Source organism: Pantoea sp. Cr_R13 (genome assembly GCF_029222565.1).
Lineage (GTDB): Bacteria > Pseudomonadota > Gammaproteobacteria > Enterobacterales > Enterobacteriaceae > Pantoea > Pantoea eucalypti.
On the sequence record NZ_JARHXL010000013.1, the window covers coordinates 295,445 to 311,626 of the forward strand.

Here is a 16,182-nt window from a genome sequence, read left to right on the forward strand (position 1 = left end):
AGCGTCACGCGCCGTGCCTGCCGACACACCCATTACGGCTATTGCGCGGCGGCGGTCAGCGGACGCTTTTTGCGCCGCAATTTATCCATCATCAGATAGACCACCGGCGTGGTGTAGAGTGTCAGCAGCTGGCTCATCACCAGCCCGCCTGCAATGGTAATTCCCAGCGGTTGACGTAGTTCGGCACCGTCGCCGCTGCTCAGCACCAGTGGCAGCGCGCCAAACAATGCCGCCAGCGTGGTCATCATAATTGGCCGGAAGCGCAGCAGGCACGCCTGGAAAATCGCCTCTCGCGCACTCAGCTGGCCGTTACGCTCGGCCTCCAGCGCAAAATCGACCATCATGATGGCGTTCTTTTTCACGATGCCAATCAGCAGCAGAATACCGATCAGCGCAATCAGGCTAAAGGGCGTATCGAACAGTTCCAGCGCCAGCAACGCCCCGACACCCGCCGAGGGCAGGGTAGAGAGAATCGTCAGCGGATGCACATAGCTTTCGTAGAGGATGCCCAGCACGATATAGACCGCCGCAATGGCTGCCAGCATCAGCCAGAGCTGGCTGCTTTGCGACTGCTCAAACACCTGCGCCGTACCGGCAAAACTGCCGCGCACACTGGAGGGCACGCCAATCGCGGTCATGGTCCGTTCAATCGCTTCCGATGCCTGTGACAGCGACACACCCTCTGGCAGGTTAAAAGAGATCGTAGAGGCGGCCGAGAGCCCCTCGTGGTTCACCGAAAGTGGGGCATTCGCGGGCTGCCAGTGGGCAAACCATGACAGCGGAATCGCTTTACCGTCGGCGTTTATCACAAACATCTGCGACAGGGCACTGATATCCTGGGTGTAGCGTGGATCGACCTCCATCACCACTTTGTACTGATTAAGCGGCTGATAGATAGTGGAAATCTGACGCTGACCAAAAGCGTTATTCAGCAGTGCATTGGCCTGAGAGACATCAATGCCAAGCCGGGCCATGCTTTCACGATCGTAGGTCAGCGCCATTTCGCTGCCTTTATCCTGCTGATCGGAGTTCACGTCCGCCAGCTGCGGCAGCGCGGAGAACGCCTCCCGGATTTTCGGCTCCCACGTCCGCAGTGCGCCGAGATCGTCCGACAGCAATGAATATTGATAAGCAGCATTCGATTCCCGACCCCCCGCGCGCAGATCCTGCACCGCATTCAGATAGAGATTGGCCCCCGGCTCTTTCGCCAGCTTAGTGCGCAGCCGGGCGATTATCTCAAGGGCACTCTCTTTGCGCTCCGACAGCGGCTTCAGCGAGATAAACATCGAACCGCTGTTGGTCCGCATCCCACCGGTAAAGCCCACCACGCTTTCCACCGCCGGATCGGCCCCGACAATCTCCATAAAATCCTGCAGCTTGCTGCGCATCGCCTGAAAGGAAATGCTCTGGTCGGCAGAGATAAAGCCGGAGAGTCGCCCGGTATCCTGTTCCGGCATAAAGGTTTTCGGGATATGAACGAACAGCCAGCCTGTCAGGGCGATGGTGGCGAAAAACAGCAGCAGCACCCAGCGTGCATGGTTCAGCACCACGTTCAGCGACCGACCGTAGCCCTGCTGAATCGCCATCAGTACCCGGCCCACCCCGCGCTTACGTGGCTGGCTGCGCGGCGCGTGTGGCTTCAGCAGATAAGCGCACATCACCGGCGTCAGCGTGACCGAGATAAACAGCGAGATAAGAATCGACACCGACAGCGTAATGGAAAACTCAGAGAAGAAGCGGCCAATCAGCCCGCCAATCATCAGGAGCGGCAGGAACACTGCAATCAGCGACAGGCTCATCGACAGCACGGTAAAGCCGACTTCCCGCACCCCTTTTAGCGCGGCAGCCAGCGGTTTCATGCCGGCTTCCACGTGACGGGCAATGTTCTCCAGCACCACAATCGCATCGTCCACCACAAAACCGGTAGCAATGGTCAGCGCCATCAGTGACAGATTATTCAGGCTGAAGCCGCACAGGTACATCGCGGCAAACGTGCCGATTAGCGAAACCGGCACGGCAACGGCCGGAATCAGCGTGGCGCGGCCCGAGCGCAGGAAAACAAACACCACCAGAATCACCAGCGCCACGGCGATAATCAGCGACTGCTCCACTTCATGCAGCGAGGCGCGAATAGTGGGCGAGCGATCCTGCGCAATCTCAAGATCGATGGCGGCGGGGATCACCTCATGCAGCAGCGGCATTTCAGCGCGAATCCGATCGACCGTATCAATGACGTTCGCTTCAGGCGTTTTGCGGATCAGCAGCAAAACCGCAGGTTTACCCCGTGACATCCCGGCGTTGCGCACGTCCTGAACCGAGTCCTCTACCGTCGCCACATCCGACAGCCTGACCGCCGCGCCGTTGTTGTAATGCACCACCAGCGGCTGATATTCCCGGGCAGTCTGCAGCGCGTCATTGGTTCGCAGTTGCCAGCGCTGCTGACCGTCATCCAGTGCGCCCTGCGGTCGTCGCTGATTGGCATTGGAGATAGCGGTGCGCACCGCATCCAGCGATACGCCCTGGTTAAACAGTGCCTGGGGATTCAGCGCCACGCGCACCGCAGGCAGCGAACTGCCGCCCACGGTGACATCGCCCACGCCTTCAATCTGTGACAGCTTCTGCGCCAGCTGGGTAGAGGCGTAGTCATAAAGCTGACCCGGATTGTAGGTATCTGAGGTCAGCGTCATGATCATGATCGGCGCATCAGAAGGGTTAACTTTCCGGTAGGTGGGACGCGACGGCATGCCGGTGGGCAGCAGGCTTTGCGCGGCGTTAATGGCGGCCTGCACGTCGCGCGCCGCGCCGTTAATGTCGCGATCAAAATCAAACACCAGAATGATGCGGGTGCTGCCCAGCGAACTGGTAGAGGTCATTTCACTGACCCCCGCGATGCGTCCCAGAGAGCGTTCCAGCGGTGTCGCCACCGACGATGCCATGATTTCCGGTGAGGCGCCCGGCAGCGAGGCCGAGATGACGATGACCGGAAAATCGACCTGCGGCAGCGGTGCCACCGGCAGCAGACGGAAGCCCAGCATCCCGGCCAGGGCGATGGCCAGTGTCAGCAGGGTCGTGGCGACGGGCCGATGGATGAAGAGGGCAAAAAACTTCACTCTGCGGCCTCCGTACGACCAAAGCGTCGGCGGGTAGCATGCGCCAGGCGGTCAAACAGCAGGTAGATCACCGGTGTGGTGAACAGCGTCAGTACCTGACTCAGAATCAGGCCACCGACCATGGCGATTCCCAGCGGATGACGTAGTTCGGCACCGACGCCGGTGCTGAGCATCAGCGGCAGCGCACCGAGAAGGGCTGCCAGTGTGGTCATCAGAATCGGACGGAAGCGCAACAGACAGGCCTGATAGATGGCATCTACCGGCTTCATGCCCTGTTCACGTTCGGCTGCCAGCGCAAAGTCGATCATCATGATGGCGTTCTTTTTCACGATGCCGATCAGCAGGATGATGCCAATAATTGCCACGATATCCAGCTCATTGCCGCTGAGCATCAGCGCCAGCAGTGCGCCGACACCGGCAGTGGGCAGTGTTGAGAGAATCGTAATCGGGTGAATAAAGCTTTCATAGAGCACGCCCAGCACGATGTACATCGCCACGATGGCTGCCACAATCAGCCAGACGGTGCTGCTCAGCGCCGCCTCAAACGCCAGCGTACTGCCCTGGAACTGGGTCATCAGCTCCGCGGGCATGCCCAGCTGCGCTTCGGCCTGCGACACCGCCTTCACCGCATCTTCGAGCGAATAGCCGTCAGCCACGTTGAAGGAGAAGGTCGCCGACGGGAACTGGTCCAGATGGTTAATGCTGAGCGGCGTGTGGCGCTGTTCAATACGGGCGATGGCGCTCAGCGGAACGCTGCCGCCATCACTGCTGTTAAGGCGAATCGCCTCCAGGCTCTCCAGCCCCGGTGTGGCGTTATTATCCTGCTCCAGCACCACACGATACTGATTTGCCTGGGTATAGATGGTGGAGATGAGTCGCTGCCCAAACGCGTTGTACAGCGCGTTATCGACATCGGCCATGCTGATACCGAGGCGGCTGGCGCTGTCGCGGTCAACGTTGACATAAGCTTCCAGCCCCTGATCCTGCCAGTCACTGCTGACGTCACGCAGCTGTGGCAGGGTACTGAGCCGGGTCAGCAGAGCCGGCACCCAGGTGCTGAGCGACGACAGGGAGCCGGACTGCAGCGTGAACTGGTAAGGCGTGCGGCTCGCCTGGGTATCGATGGTGAGATCCTGTACCGCCTGCAGCCAGAGCTGCACGCCCGGCAGCTGACTGACCTGTTGTTGCAGGCGTTGCTGAATAGCCGGAATGCGGTCGTCGCGTTGATCCAGAGGTTTAAGGTTAATCTGCAGTCGCGCGCTGTTCAGCGAGGCATTGGTGCCATCGACGCCGACGAACGAGGTCATGCTCTCAACCGCCGGATCTTTCATGATGATGGACGCGACGTCGCGGGTGCGCTCTGCCATGCTGGCGTAGGAGACCGACTGCGGTGCCTGCAGCGTACCCTGAATAATGCTGTTGTCCTGCTGCGGGAAAAAGCCTTTCGGGATCATCATCCACAGCAGCAGCGTCAGCACAAGGGTGCCAAGCGCGACCGACAATGTCAGCCAGGGGTGATTCAGCACCCGTTTCAGGCCACGACCATAGGCGGCCACGATACGATCAAACATCGCCTCGCTGGCCCGTGAAAAGCGGTTCTGTTTACGCAGCGACTCTGCGCTCAGCATCCGGGCGCACATCATCGGCGTCAGGGTGAGTGATACCACCGCTGAAATCAGAATCGCTACGGCCAGCGTCACGGCAAATTCGCGGAACAGACGGCCAATTACGTCGCCCATAAACAGCAGCGGAATCAGTACCGCAATCAGCGAGAAGGTCAGGGAGATAATGGTAAAGCCGATCTCACCGGCACCTTTCAGCGCGGCGGTAAGCGGCTTTTCCCCTTTTTCGATATAGCGCGAGATGTTCTCGATCACCACGATGGCATCATCGACCACAAAACCAGTGGCAATGGTCAGCGCCATCAGCGTCAGGTTATTAATGGAAAAACCGAGGAAGTACATCGCCGCAAAGGTGCCGATCAGCGACAGCGGCACCGCCACCGCCGGAATCAGCGTGGCGGGCACGTTACGCAGGAACAGATAGATAATCATCACCACCAGCGCCATCGCCAGTATCAGCTCAAACTGCGTATCGTTCACCGACGCACGAATATTGGTGGTGCGGTCAGTGAGCAGTTTCACCTCTACCGATTTGGGCAGCGTTTCCGTCAGGGCGGGCAACATGGCACGGATATTATCCGCAGTGGCGATAATATTAGCGCCGGGCTGACGCTGAACATTAAGCACAATCGCCGCATCGCGATTGGCCCAGGCGCCGAGCCAGCTGTTTTCTGCTCCCTGTTCAATGGTCGCCACGTCCCCAAGACGCACCGGTGCGCCGTTTTTGTAACTGATAATCAGCTGTCGATAATCTTCCGCGGATTTCATCTGGTCATTGGCTGACAGAGTAATAGAACGCGTCGGACCATCCAGGCTGCCTTTGGCGGAGTTAACGTTGGCATTGCTGATGGCGGTTCGCACCGTTTCACTGGTCAGCCCCAGCGCCGCCAGCGCCTGCGCATTCATTTTTACCCGCACTGCCGGGCGCTGACCGCCTGACAACGTCACCAGGCCGACACCGCTGACCTGCGAAATTTTCTGCGCGACCCGCGTTTCCACCATGTCCTGGACCTGCGTCAGCGGCATGCTGCGCGTCGTGACGGCCAGCGTCATGATGGGCGGATCGGCAGGGTTTACTTTGCTGTAGACCGGTGGATTGGGCAGGTCATTGGGCAGCAGATTAGTGGCAGAGTTAATGGCCGCCTGCACCTCCTGCTCGGCCACATCCAGCGGCAGCGTCAGCTGAAACTGCAGTGTTACCACCGAGGCACCGCCGGAGCTTTGCGATGCCATCTGTTTCAGCCCCGACATCTGACCAAACTGACGCTCAAGTGGGGCGGTAATGGAGGAGGTGACCACATCCGGGCTGGCACCTGGATAGAGCGTAACCACCTGAATGGTCGGATAATCGACTTCCGGGAGTGCCGAGACCGGCAGGAACCGGTAGCCCAGCACCCCGGCCAGCAAGATCGCAATCATCAAAAGCGTGGTGGCGACCGGACGCAGAATAAACTGGCGTGACGGCCCGCCACTGTGATCGGGAGGCATGACCTGCATTACTCACGCTCTCCTTTTGACGGCAGGGCGGCACGGGTGGCGCGCGGTGCGTTGCTCTGCGGCGCGACCACCTCGACTTTCGCGCCTTCGGTCAGACGATCCAGACCATCGGTCACGACCCGTTCACCGGCTTCCAGACCGGCGCTGACCACCACTTTCTGGCTATCCTGCAGGCCGGCAATCACGCTTTTCTTGCTGACCTTGTTGTCACTGTTGACCACCCAGACAAAGTGGCCTTCGTTGCCCATCTGTAATGCGGCAGGCGGAATCACAACGGCATTCTGCAAGGTGTTGACCTTGAGCCGAACATTGACGAACTGATTAGGGAAGAGGGCGTCGTCCTGATTATCAAACCGCGCTTTGATTTTTATGGTGCCGGTCGTCACATCAATCTGGTTATCAAGGCTCAGCAGTTTGCCGCTGGCGATTAAATTCTCATTACTGCGATCCCAGGCCTCCACCAGCAGCGGCTGGCCGCTTTTCTGTGCCTTGAGAATGGAACTGATGCTGTTCTCCGCCAGGGTAAAGACCACATCAATCGGGTGCGTCTGGGTGATCACGACGATACCGTTGGTGTCGCCACTGGTGACGTAGTTGCCGACATCCACCTGTTTCAGACCGATACGGCCGGCAATCGGTGCAGTGATTTTGCTGTAGGTCAGATTGAGCTGTGCACTGGCGACGCCTCCCTCATCCGCTTTCAGGGTGCCCAGCGTTTCATTCACCAGTGAGCGCTGGGTATCCAGCTCCTGCTGCGATACCAGCGACGTTTTTGCCAGCTTCTCGAAGCGCGCCAGGTCCCGACGGGCATTGGCCAGCGTCGCCTGATCTTTCGCCAGCTGGCCCTGAGCCTGGGTTAACGCCACCTGGTAAGGACGTGGGTCGACTTCTGCCAGCAGATCGCCCGCGTTGACCTGCTGGCCTTCGGTAAAGTGGATCGCCAGCAGATCGCCATTGACCCGGCTGCGCACCGTGGCCGTGTTAGCCGCCGTGACGGTACCCAATCCGCTAAGGTATTGCGGCACGCTCTGGCTGGTAGCCGTCGCTGCCTGAACCGGGGCGAGTGGCCGACGAGCGCCGTCACCGCCGCCCTTACCACCTCGAGGTCCGGGCGAGTCCGTCTGGCTGCTGCTCTGTGGCTGGGCAGTGCGCTGCCAGGCATAGTAGCCGCCAGCGGCCACAGCAATCAGGGCCAGTGCGATCAGGGTTTTCTTCATAACAGGGTGTCGGGTGCTCATGATTGTTGATGCTCTCCAGCAGTGACGTAGTCCCAGGCGCAGGCATCAAATGGGTAGCCTGCAAACGACAGAGTGTAGTCGCCTCTGACAGGCAAAATTTGAAGGAAATAAGGATATCTGTCAGGGCCGGGTAATTATGCCTGTTCTTACATTAATCGCAGCACAATCGTCATAAAGGCGTTAAAACACTTTGCTATGCTGAGAAACAGGCAGTTTGTCAGGCAAATTAAGGAGCAGATAATGAGTCAGAATCAAACCCGGCAGTTGGGTGACAGTGGGATTACGGTGCCGTTACTGACGTTTGGCGGCAATGTGTTTGGCTGGACGGTGGATCAATCCACCTCGTTTTCTCTGCTGGATGGGCTGGTTGAACGAGGGTTGTGGTTCATCGATACCGCCGATGTCTACTCCCGCTGGGCGCCAGGCAATAAAGGCGGTGAATCCGAAACCATTATTGGAGAGTGGCTGAAAAAAAGCGGCAAACGTGAGCAGATCGTGCTGGCAACCAAAGTTGGCATGGAAATGTCGCCTGAGAAGACCGGGCTGAAACCGCAATATATCCGTCAGGCAGTCGAAGATTCACTTCGCCGCTTACAGACTGACTACATCGACCTCTATCAGGCACACCGCGACGATCAGGATACGCCGCTGACGGAAACGCTGAGCACCTTTGACAGCCTGATCCGTGAAGGTAAAGTGCGCGCCATTGGTGCCTCTAATTACAGCGCAGCGCGTCTGCAGGAGGCGTTGAAGGTGAGTGAATCGCAGGGGCTGGCGCGTTATGAAACGCTGCAACCGCAATATAACCTGTTTGACCGCCAGCCTTATGAGTCGGAACTGGAGCCCGTTGTCATGGCGCAGGGTTTAGGCGTGATCAACTACTACTCGCTTGCCAGCGGTTTTCTCAGTGGCAAATATCGTGATGCAGCAGATGCCGGTAAAAGCGCACGCGGGCAGGGCGTGGTGGAGAAATACCTTAACCCGCGCGGTCTGCGGATCCTGGATGCGCTGGATGCCATCAGTGAAGCCCATCAGGCGACGCCAGCTCAGGTGGCACTGGCATGGCTGATTGCCCGTCCCGGCATTACCGCCCCGATTGTCAGTGCGACGTCGATTAACCAACTCGACGATCTGGCTGGTGCGATGCAACTGACGCTCACCCCCACGCAGATTGAGCAACTGAACCAGGCGAGCCGTTAACTTCAGGGGCGCCAGCGCCCCTTTTTACGATATGCCTGTGCAGGAAGTCTGACCCGCCCAAAGAATAATCAATCAGAGATCCCGATCACACTTGCATTAATAAACGGATGTTACGGGAAACTATGCGCACGTATTTATAAAAAACAGCGTTTACCCAGCACTATCCTCTGCGCGTCACTTCCCGTAACTCACATAAGAATAAACAAGATGAAAAACAGAAAAGCACCCACCTTTTCCGCTGCCAGTATGGCAACGGGCACCCTGATCCTGGCCATTTTTTCTTCACAAGCCATGGCTGCTGATGCACTGAGTCCGGACTCCGAATGGATGTTTGGTGACTGGGGCGGCTACCGAACGCAATTGCAGGATGACGGCATCAAGTTTGACGTCAACTACACCATGGAGAGCGCCGCAAATTTAGGGGGTGGCGCAAATACCAACACCACCATGCGCTACAGCGACCAGTGGACGTTCGGCACCAATTTCGACCTGCAAAAGCTGCTGGACTGGCAGGATGCCGAATTTCAGATGACCGTGACGAATCGTAACGGACAGAATGTTTCTGAGCAGGTCGCGGATCAACGCACCGGGATGCTCTCCTCCGTGCAGGAGGTGTATGGTCGCGGCCAGACCTGGCGTCTGACACAGTTCTGGTTACGCAAAGGATTGTTTAACGATGTGGTCGATCTGAAAGCCGGACGCGTGACGGTGGGTGAAGACTTCGATAATTTCGATGGCAACCTGTTCCAGAACCTGGCACTGGGCAGCGGACAGGCAGGTAATTGGCGCGGCGATCGCTGGTTCAACTGGCCGGTATCGCAGTGGGGCGGTCGGATTAAGTTCAATATCACCCCGGAGGTCTTCTTCCAGGTTGGTTTCTACAATCAGAACCGTGCTAACTACGATCGCGGAGATGGCTTCCGTCTGGATACCAGCAATTCCGAGGGCAATCTGGTGCCGGTGGAACTGGGCTGGAAACCGACGTTCGGGCCGGAGAAATTACCGGGTAATTACCGCATCGGTTATTACTATTCGTCGGTGGATGGCGATGTTTATGGCAGCTGGCGCAATGGCGGCTATCAGGATCAGGCGCATGCCTATGGCGGCTATCTGCTGTTACAGCAACAGCTGACCGCGCAGGATAGCGATGTGAATCGTGGTCTGGGCGTGCGGGTTCAGGCGGTGATGAACGATCACAAGACCTCGAAGACGGATAACTACCAGTCTATCGCGTTTACCTGGACAGGACCGTTTGATGCCCGTCCTCAGGATGAGATTGGCGTAGGTGCGTCGCGTATTCATGTGAACAGCGACTACACCCGCGCTCTGCGTCAGCAGAATCAGGCGAATGGCGAGAGCCGCTTTGACAGCCCGACCTATCTGCCGATTCAGGAAGGTTCAGAGTACAACTATGAGGTTTATTACAACGCCAAAGTGACGAACTGGATGTCACTGCGACCAAACCTGCAGTATGTGGTGGCGCCAGGCGCGGTAAGCGAAGTGAAGGATGCGTTTATCGGCGGTATCAGCGCCAATATTGCCTTCTGATAGCGGGCTAAAACGGCATCCTTAAAACCATTACGGGGAGATCGCGCTCAGGCTCAGGGAGCATTCGCCTTACGCAAAGACGCAAAAGACGCCATCCCTGGCAGGCTCAGCGCGGGCGATTACGCACCTCATCCCTGAGGTACGCCCGTAACCGGGCCAACGCTTTGCGTTGTTCAAAAAAGCTCCCGGCTTTTTTGTCCGTGGCCCGCGATGCTTTGCTACAGGCGTATGCTCCCATCGCTTTACGTTTGTGAGCCGTCTGTAGTATGCATTTCAGAACCGTATAAATTGCAGGCACTGAGCCTTCGCAGACTTTACAAACAAAAACGGCACCCTTACTAAGGTGCCGTTTTTTTTGATTACAGAACAGGGCAGAGCAGGATTAACGGAACATCACTTCCGCCCAGCGGGCCAGCCCTGCTGTGACGGAGGCGAAATCATCGCCGCCCGCAATCGGCGTATCCGGCAGCGTCTGCTGCAGTGCCGCGCGCAGTAACGGTGAACGCGCACTGCCGCCCGTCAGGTAGATGACATCGGGTTTAATCTGGCTGGTGGCTAATGCCAGCTGCACCTGCTCCAGAATTTTCTCCAGCGGCTGACTGATGGCGTCCTGCAGCTGCTCCACACCAATTTCTGTCTCTAAAGCGGCGGCAATAAAGTCGAGCGAGGCGGTATGCGCCGGGCTGGCTGACAGCGCAATCTTGCTCTCTTCCGCTGCCCGCACCAGGCGATAACTCAGCTTCTGCTGCCAGACTTTCAGCAGTCGAGCCACCACATCGCCCTGTTCAGCATCCCGCACTAAATCCCGCAGCCACTTTCCGCAGGCCGGGCTGTAGAAGTCGCTCTGTGCCGGCACATCATTTATCGCGATGGCGTTCCACCACGGCAGGGCTGGCAAGGCGGTACCTTTCTGGGTATTACCACCCAGGCCAAGGAGCGGCATCAGGGTCTTAAACGTCAGCATGATATCCAGGTCGTTACCGCCAACGCGGCAACCGCTATGGCCCAACAGGCTTTCGCGGCGGTCCGCCTTATCACGCCACTTTGGTCCCATCAGCAACATTGAGCAGTCGGTGGTTCCGCCGCCGATATCCACAACCAGCACGGTTGTTTCCTGTTTGAGTGTGGCTTCGAAATCAAGTCCGGCTGCCACCGGTTCAAACTGAAACTCCACGTCGCGGAAACCGGCACGGTGTGCCGCGCGAAGCAGAATGCCTTCAGCCTGCTGGTTAGACTCTTCACTGCCTAAGCCCTGGAAGTTGACCGGACGCCCGATCACAGCCTGATCGATAGCGTGATCAAGCTGGCTTTCGCCCTTTTGGCGGATGTGCAGCATCATGGCGCAGACCAGATCTTCAAACAGAGCAATCTGCTGCGGCTTCAGGCCAGTGGCACCGAGAAAGGATTTGGGGGATTTAACGAACCAGACATCTTCGGGATCGACCATATAGTGCTGCAGCGCGGTAAGGCCAAACTGCACACTGTTGGGCTGGACCTCAATATCTTCTTCGCGGTTATAACGCAGGGCGCGCTGCAACAACGCGGTGGTTTCGCTATCAGGTGTTGCCACCTGATGGTGGCGATAGAGCCATTCGCTGATCGACTCGCGGGTTGGCGCACAGATCATCGACGGCAGCAGGCGCTGATCATTTTCCAGCGTTAACAGACGTGGCGTGCCATTTTCGCTGACTGCAATTGAGCAGTTAGCGGTACCGTAATCGAATCCTATGAACATTTTCGCCCCCATGCCGGAAAAAAGGGGGCGACTTTAGCGCAGCTTCATCAGGGTAGCAAGCAGGTCGCACGGGAATTAACGGATAGCGAAGATCCGATCTTCGGCCAGTGCGCGTAACGGCTGCCGCTCGGCCACGGCACTGCCCCAGACGCCATCCACATCAAGGGTAGCCAGCGTGCTGAGCAGAGCAGGGACTGAAACCGGACCGGCCAGCACCACGATGTTACGCTGCGTTGCCTGGCCCTGAATAATGGTCAGCAGCATCTCATCCATCAGATTATTGTGAACGTTAGCAACCAGTTCAGGTGCCAGTACCAGGTAATCAACTACCTCGTTGCTCAGCAGAGTAAACGCGTCCAGATTTCGGCCAAAATGCTGCAATACGATACGGCAGCCACACTGCCGCAGTTGCAGCAATGCGGAATAGAGCTGATCGCCTTTGCTTAACACGCCGGCCGCAGGGAAAGCGAAACCACAGCGGCTTTCTGAGAGACCGGCCGTGACAAAGCGCTGACAGAGTTGCTCCACAAAAGCGGCATCACTGAGTATCTCGGCATCAAGCGGCAAAATAACCGGCATGCCTTTCTGATTTAGCTTTTCCACGTCGTGTCGGAAAAATACCTCAAGAATATTGTTATCGAGACGGCGTCGCAGCGTCTCATTGTGCAGGTTATTGCGCAGCAACGTTTCATCCAGCAGTAATCCATCTGCGGTTAACAGCTGTACGTCAAGCAGCCAGATAAAGGCGGCTTGCGGGGTCTTGGGTGGCGCAACAGACCAGGCGGGCAGTTCAATCTGCAGCGCATCAATCATCGCGGCATCCATTCCCTGATGGTTACCCGGCAGCGGTAAGCTATCCTGCTCATAAATCATCAGTCGTCCACGCCCACTGCGTTTGGCGTTGTAACAGGCAATATCCGCCTGAGAAAGGACGTCGCTGCTCTGACAGTTTTCTGCTGAAATTTGGGTCACTCCCGCACTGGCGCCTACATGATAGAGGCGACCCAGCCACTGGAAGCGGTAATCGTTGACCGCAGCGACGATGCGCTGCACCACGTCATGTGCCTGACCCACATCGCAATCAGGCATCAGAAGCGCAAACTCATCGCCGCCCAGTCGGGCCAGGAAGTCGCTGCTGCGCAGATGGTGCTGCATCAGATCGGAGAGCTCGCGCAGCAATGCATCGCCTGCGGCATGCCCGGCGGTGTCATTGACCGCTTTAAACTTATCCAGGTCGATAAACACCAGCACATGCTGATGCTGATGTTCAGCGGCATCAAACAGCAGACGTTTAAGCTGAAGCTCAAAGCTGGCGCGGTTAGGCAGGCGGGTCAGGGTGTCGTGGAGGGCGCTGTAACTCAGGCGCTTCATCAGTTTACGTGATTCACTCACATCCTGAATAACCATGACGGCGCCCTGTTCCACGCCCGCTTCTGAACGCAGTGGCGTGATGCTGTAATGAATATCGATGTGGCCGCCATCCGGGGTGTGGAGCACCAGGTCTTCAGCCAGACTGGGGGTGATTTTTTCCGGTGGCAGCTGGCACAACAGCAGACTCTCCACTTTTGGGCCGTTACGTCCCTGAGTAATGTGCAGCAGCTCACTGAGCGGCTGCCCGGCAGCCTGCTCCTGTAACAAGCCGCTCATTTTCTCCGCCACCGGATTCATAAAGGCGACACACATCTCTTTGTCCGTGCTGATAACCGCTTCACCGATTGAGTCCAGGGTTATCGCCATGCGCTCTTTCTCCTGAAACAGCGCTTCGTTCAGATTACGAAGCGGGGTGATGTCCTGGCAGATCCCCAGCATGCGCTCAATGCGGCCCTCTTTACTCAGTAAACGGTTCGCCTGGGTGCGCACCCAGCGCTGGCCCTCGGCATTAACCACGCGATACTCCATGTGAAAAGCACTGCGTAGCTCAATCGCCTGTTGCACCGTCAGCGCAGCATACTCCCGATCTGCGGTATGCAGCAGATGGATCCAGAGGTCATAACTGGGCGACTCATGAGGGGCGAGACCAAACAGGGCATACATGCGCTTGTCCCATAACATTTCACCGGTCAGGAGGTTCCACTCCCACACGCCAATGCCCCCGGCTTCGTTGGCCAGTGTGATGCGCTCCATCAGCCGGCGATTCACCTGCTCACTCTGCTTCAGCTCAGAAATATCAATAATTTGCGCGATAAAATAGAGCGGTTCCTGGCTGCCATCGCGCACCAGCGATACCGTGAGGCGTGCCCAGACAATCTCACCATCTTTACGAAAATAGCGCTTCTCAAACGTGTACGTATCAATCTCACCTTCCAGCAATCGGCTGGCATGTTGCAGATCAAGGCTCAGATCATCGGGATGCGTAATCTGCTGGAATGTCAGGCGTTTGAGCTCTTCGGCCGGATAGCCAAGGATATCGCACAGCGAGCGGTTAACCTGCAGCCATTTACCCTGAGGCGCCACCAGCGCCATACCGATTGCAGAGTATTCCATGGCGTGACGGAAGCGGGTTTCGCTGTCGGTGATGTGGAGCTTTTCACGCCGGAACGCATCCATCACCAGCGACATAATGTGGCTGGGGATTAACACCAGAAGGAAAGGTAACCAGCTGGAGACCGGGCCCAGCGCGCTGTTGTTGTTAACTACGCTGACCGCATCCAAAGCCAGCAGCATCGAGATAAAACTGGCGTTGATGAAGAACAGCACAAACGCCTGCAACTTGGGCAGGCGCACCGCGCACCAGAACAGGATTACGACAATAAAGGTAAAGGGCCAGGGCAGAAAACGCAGCGACAGATAACTGGCACTCAGGGTCAGGAGCAGCGTCATCAACGTTTCTGGCAACTGCCTGCCCAGCTCGCTGAACTGGCCCCGTCGCAGCGGCCAGGGCAGCAGCAGCAGCATCGGGCCTAACACCAGCATGCCGATGATTTCTGAGATCACCCATGTATAGAAGAAGGGAAACGAAGCGTGGCCGCTGACCTGCAGCGTCCAGAGCGCCAGCAGGCCACCCAGAACCGGTGTCACGATACCCACCGATAACACCATCCGTGCCCAGTCATGCAAAGAGTTCAGTGGCGCGCGCCGATCCAGCAGCGCGCGCAGCAGCATGCCACCCACACCGGCCTGGATAAGGTTTAACAGGGCGAATTTAATGTTTGAAAAGGCAGGTCCGATGATGATGGCGTTGGCCGCGGCGGTGCCCAGCACACAGGCAGTCAGCAGCAGGGGTAGCTGACGTGACGGACAGCGGAAAACCACCACAGTCATTAATGTCGTCGGGAACCAGAGCGGGGAGATTTTCCCGCTGACCACGATCAGTTCAAGACAGAACAGTGTCAGGACAAACACTATACAGCCAAGGAAAAGCGCCGAAAGCCAGCAGTTTGGCGTGCTATTTTGCGGGGACAGGATCTCTATCGTCATGCGGACTTCCGTCAGGGTGCAACGCTCCGCTACGGCGAATCAGGCACCAGTCATTCTCTGACTGCATGCTAGCACATTCGGCAAAGAAAAAAGGGGTGAAATCAATATTGCCCGTTAATCGGTGAATTGACGGGCACAGAGAAATTGATTACCAGCGTATTGATTACTGGCGGAAAAGATCGGCGCGGGTATAGGGCTTCTCCAGCCCCGCGAGGCTGGCAGAGAAACGTTCCAGAAACTGTTGCGTCGTCGCGACACGGCCATGACCCATTAATACAAACGGCACTAACAGTGCAGCACCGATCTGTGGCCAGCTAAAGCCTTTGAGCGCGGTGCGTCGCTGAGAGATCAGAAACGCAGTGCTCAACGTGAAGCCCAGCAGCAAGCCGGTGGCAACTTCACTTTTCGAGTGAGCGTGGATGACCAGACGCGAGAACCCAACCATCAGAGGAATCAGGTAACCCACGCCAATCGCCGCAATGCGCCATTTTGCTGACCAGCGTCCGGAAATCAGCCACAGCATCACTGGCCACAGGGTAGCGGACATCGCGCTGTGACCGCTGAAGCCGGTAAAATTGAAGCGGGCACTGCCGATGCCAAACCCGAGAAACAGAATCTTTGAGATGCTGACTGTCAGGCCAGCCAGGCCAAAGGCCACAATCCAGTAAAAGACCGTAAGGCGGTTATCACTTTTCCACGGCAAAATCAGCGCAATAATCACCGCTGTCGGAATCAACAGCATGCTGTCGCCAAAATAGGTCAAAGTCTTCCAGTGCATACCACTCCTGATGCATCATTCGGTCGTCATGTCAGCG

The 16,182-nt window shown here is 57.3% G+C and carries 8 protein-coding genes; 2 read left to right on the forward strand and 6 right to left on the reverse strand.

Annotated elements, in window-relative coordinates:
- Positions 1–38: 38 nt before the first annotated feature.
- The 3 genes from mdtC to P2R09_RS09110 are packed head-to-tail and all read right to left on the reverse strand — an operon-like array spanning position 39 to position 7,467.
- Positions 39–3,110, reverse strand: coding sequence for a multidrug efflux RND transporter permease subunit MdtC (gene mdtC, locus P2R09_RS09100; protein ID WP_275768946.1), 3,072 nt, complete (start codon positions 3,108–3,110; stop codon positions 39–41).
- Entirely contained in the window at positions 3,107–6,229 is a 3,123-nt protein-coding gene (locus P2R09_RS09105; protein WP_275768948.1) for an MdtB/MuxB family multidrug efflux RND transporter permease subunit, read from the reverse strand. The genes mdtC and P2R09_RS09105 overlap by 4 nt, the downstream gene beginning before the upstream one ends.
- The gene (locus P2R09_RS09110) at positions 6,229–7,467 is read right to left on the reverse strand and encodes an MdtA/MuxA family multidrug efflux RND transporter periplasmic adaptor subunit (RefSeq protein WP_275768950.1); all 1,239 of its coding nucleotides are present in this window, start codon (positions 7,465–7,467) and stop codon (positions 6,229–6,231) included. Before P2R09_RS09110 ends, P2R09_RS09105 begins: the two co-directional genes overlap by 1 nt.
- Before the next feature lie 240 nt (positions 7,468–7,707).
- On the opposite strand from P2R09_RS09110, the gene P2R09_RS09115 reads away from it, so the two are divergent.
- Together P2R09_RS09115 and P2R09_RS09120 are read left to right on the forward strand one after the other, a co-directional pair.
- The gene (locus P2R09_RS09115) at positions 7,708–8,667 is read left to right on the forward strand and encodes an aldo/keto reductase (protein ID WP_275768952.1); all 960 of its coding nucleotides are present in this window, start codon (positions 7,708–7,710) and stop codon (positions 8,665–8,667) included.
- A 207-nt stretch (positions 8,668–8,874) separates the two neighbouring features.
- Positions 8,875–10,215: a carbohydrate porin gene (locus P2R09_RS09120; RefSeq protein ID WP_275768954.1), complete on the forward strand. Its 1,341-nt coding sequence runs from the start codon at positions 8,875–8,877 to the stop codon at positions 10,213–10,215.
- Between the two features lie 382 nt (positions 10,216–10,597).
- On the opposite strand, the gene yegD is transcribed toward P2R09_RS09120, so the two are convergent.
- The 3 genes from yegD to P2R09_RS09135 all read right to left on the reverse strand — a co-directional run bounded on the left by yegD (position 10,598) and on the right by P2R09_RS09135 (position 16,145).
- Positions 10,598–11,950, reverse strand: coding sequence for a molecular chaperone (yegD, locus tag P2R09_RS09125; protein WP_182629539.1), 1,353 nt, complete (start codon positions 11,948–11,950; stop codon positions 10,598–10,600).
- A gap of 75 nt (positions 11,951–12,025) precedes the next feature.
- Complete coding sequence (locus P2R09_RS09130) at positions 12,026–15,367, reverse strand: diguanylate cyclase (protein ID WP_275768959.1); 3,342 nt, start codon at positions 15,365–15,367, stop codon at positions 12,026–12,028.
- Between the two features lie 163 nt (positions 15,368–15,530).
- Positions 15,531–16,145, reverse strand: coding sequence for a phosphatase PAP2 family protein (locus tag P2R09_RS09135; RefSeq protein WP_275768961.1), 615 nt, complete (start codon positions 16,143–16,145; stop codon positions 15,531–15,533).
- Positions 16,146–16,182: the final 37 nt, after the last annotated feature.

Excerpts from the sequence above, each read along its gene's own strand:
- P2R09_RS09110 (WP_275768950.1), bottom strand. The coding sequence starts at position 7,467 with ATGAGCACCCGACACCCTGTTATGAAGAAAACCCTGATCGCACTGGCC.
- P2R09_RS09120 (WP_275768954.1), top strand. The coding sequence starts at position 8,875 with ATGAAAAACAGAAAAGCACCCACCTTTTCCGCTGCCAGTATGGCAACG.
- yegD (WP_182629539.1), bottom strand. The coding sequence starts at position 11,950 with ATGTTCATAGGATTCGATTACGGTACCGCTAACTGCTCAATTGCAGTC.
- P2R09_RS09115 (WP_275768952.1), top strand. The coding sequence starts at position 7,708 with ATGAGTCAGAATCAAACCCGGCAGTTGGGTGACAGTGGGATTACGGTG.
- P2R09_RS09135 (WP_275768961.1), bottom strand. The coding sequence starts at position 16,145 with ATGCACTGGAAGACTTTGACCTATTTTGGCGACAGCATGCTGTTGATT.
- P2R09_RS09105 (WP_275768948.1), bottom strand. The coding sequence starts at position 6,229 with ATGCAGGTCATGCCTCCCGATCACAGTGGCGGGCCGTCACGCCAGTTT.
- P2R09_RS09130 (WP_275768959.1), bottom strand. The coding sequence starts at position 15,367 with ATGACGATAGAGATCCTGTCCCCGCAAAATAGCACGCCAAACTGCTGG.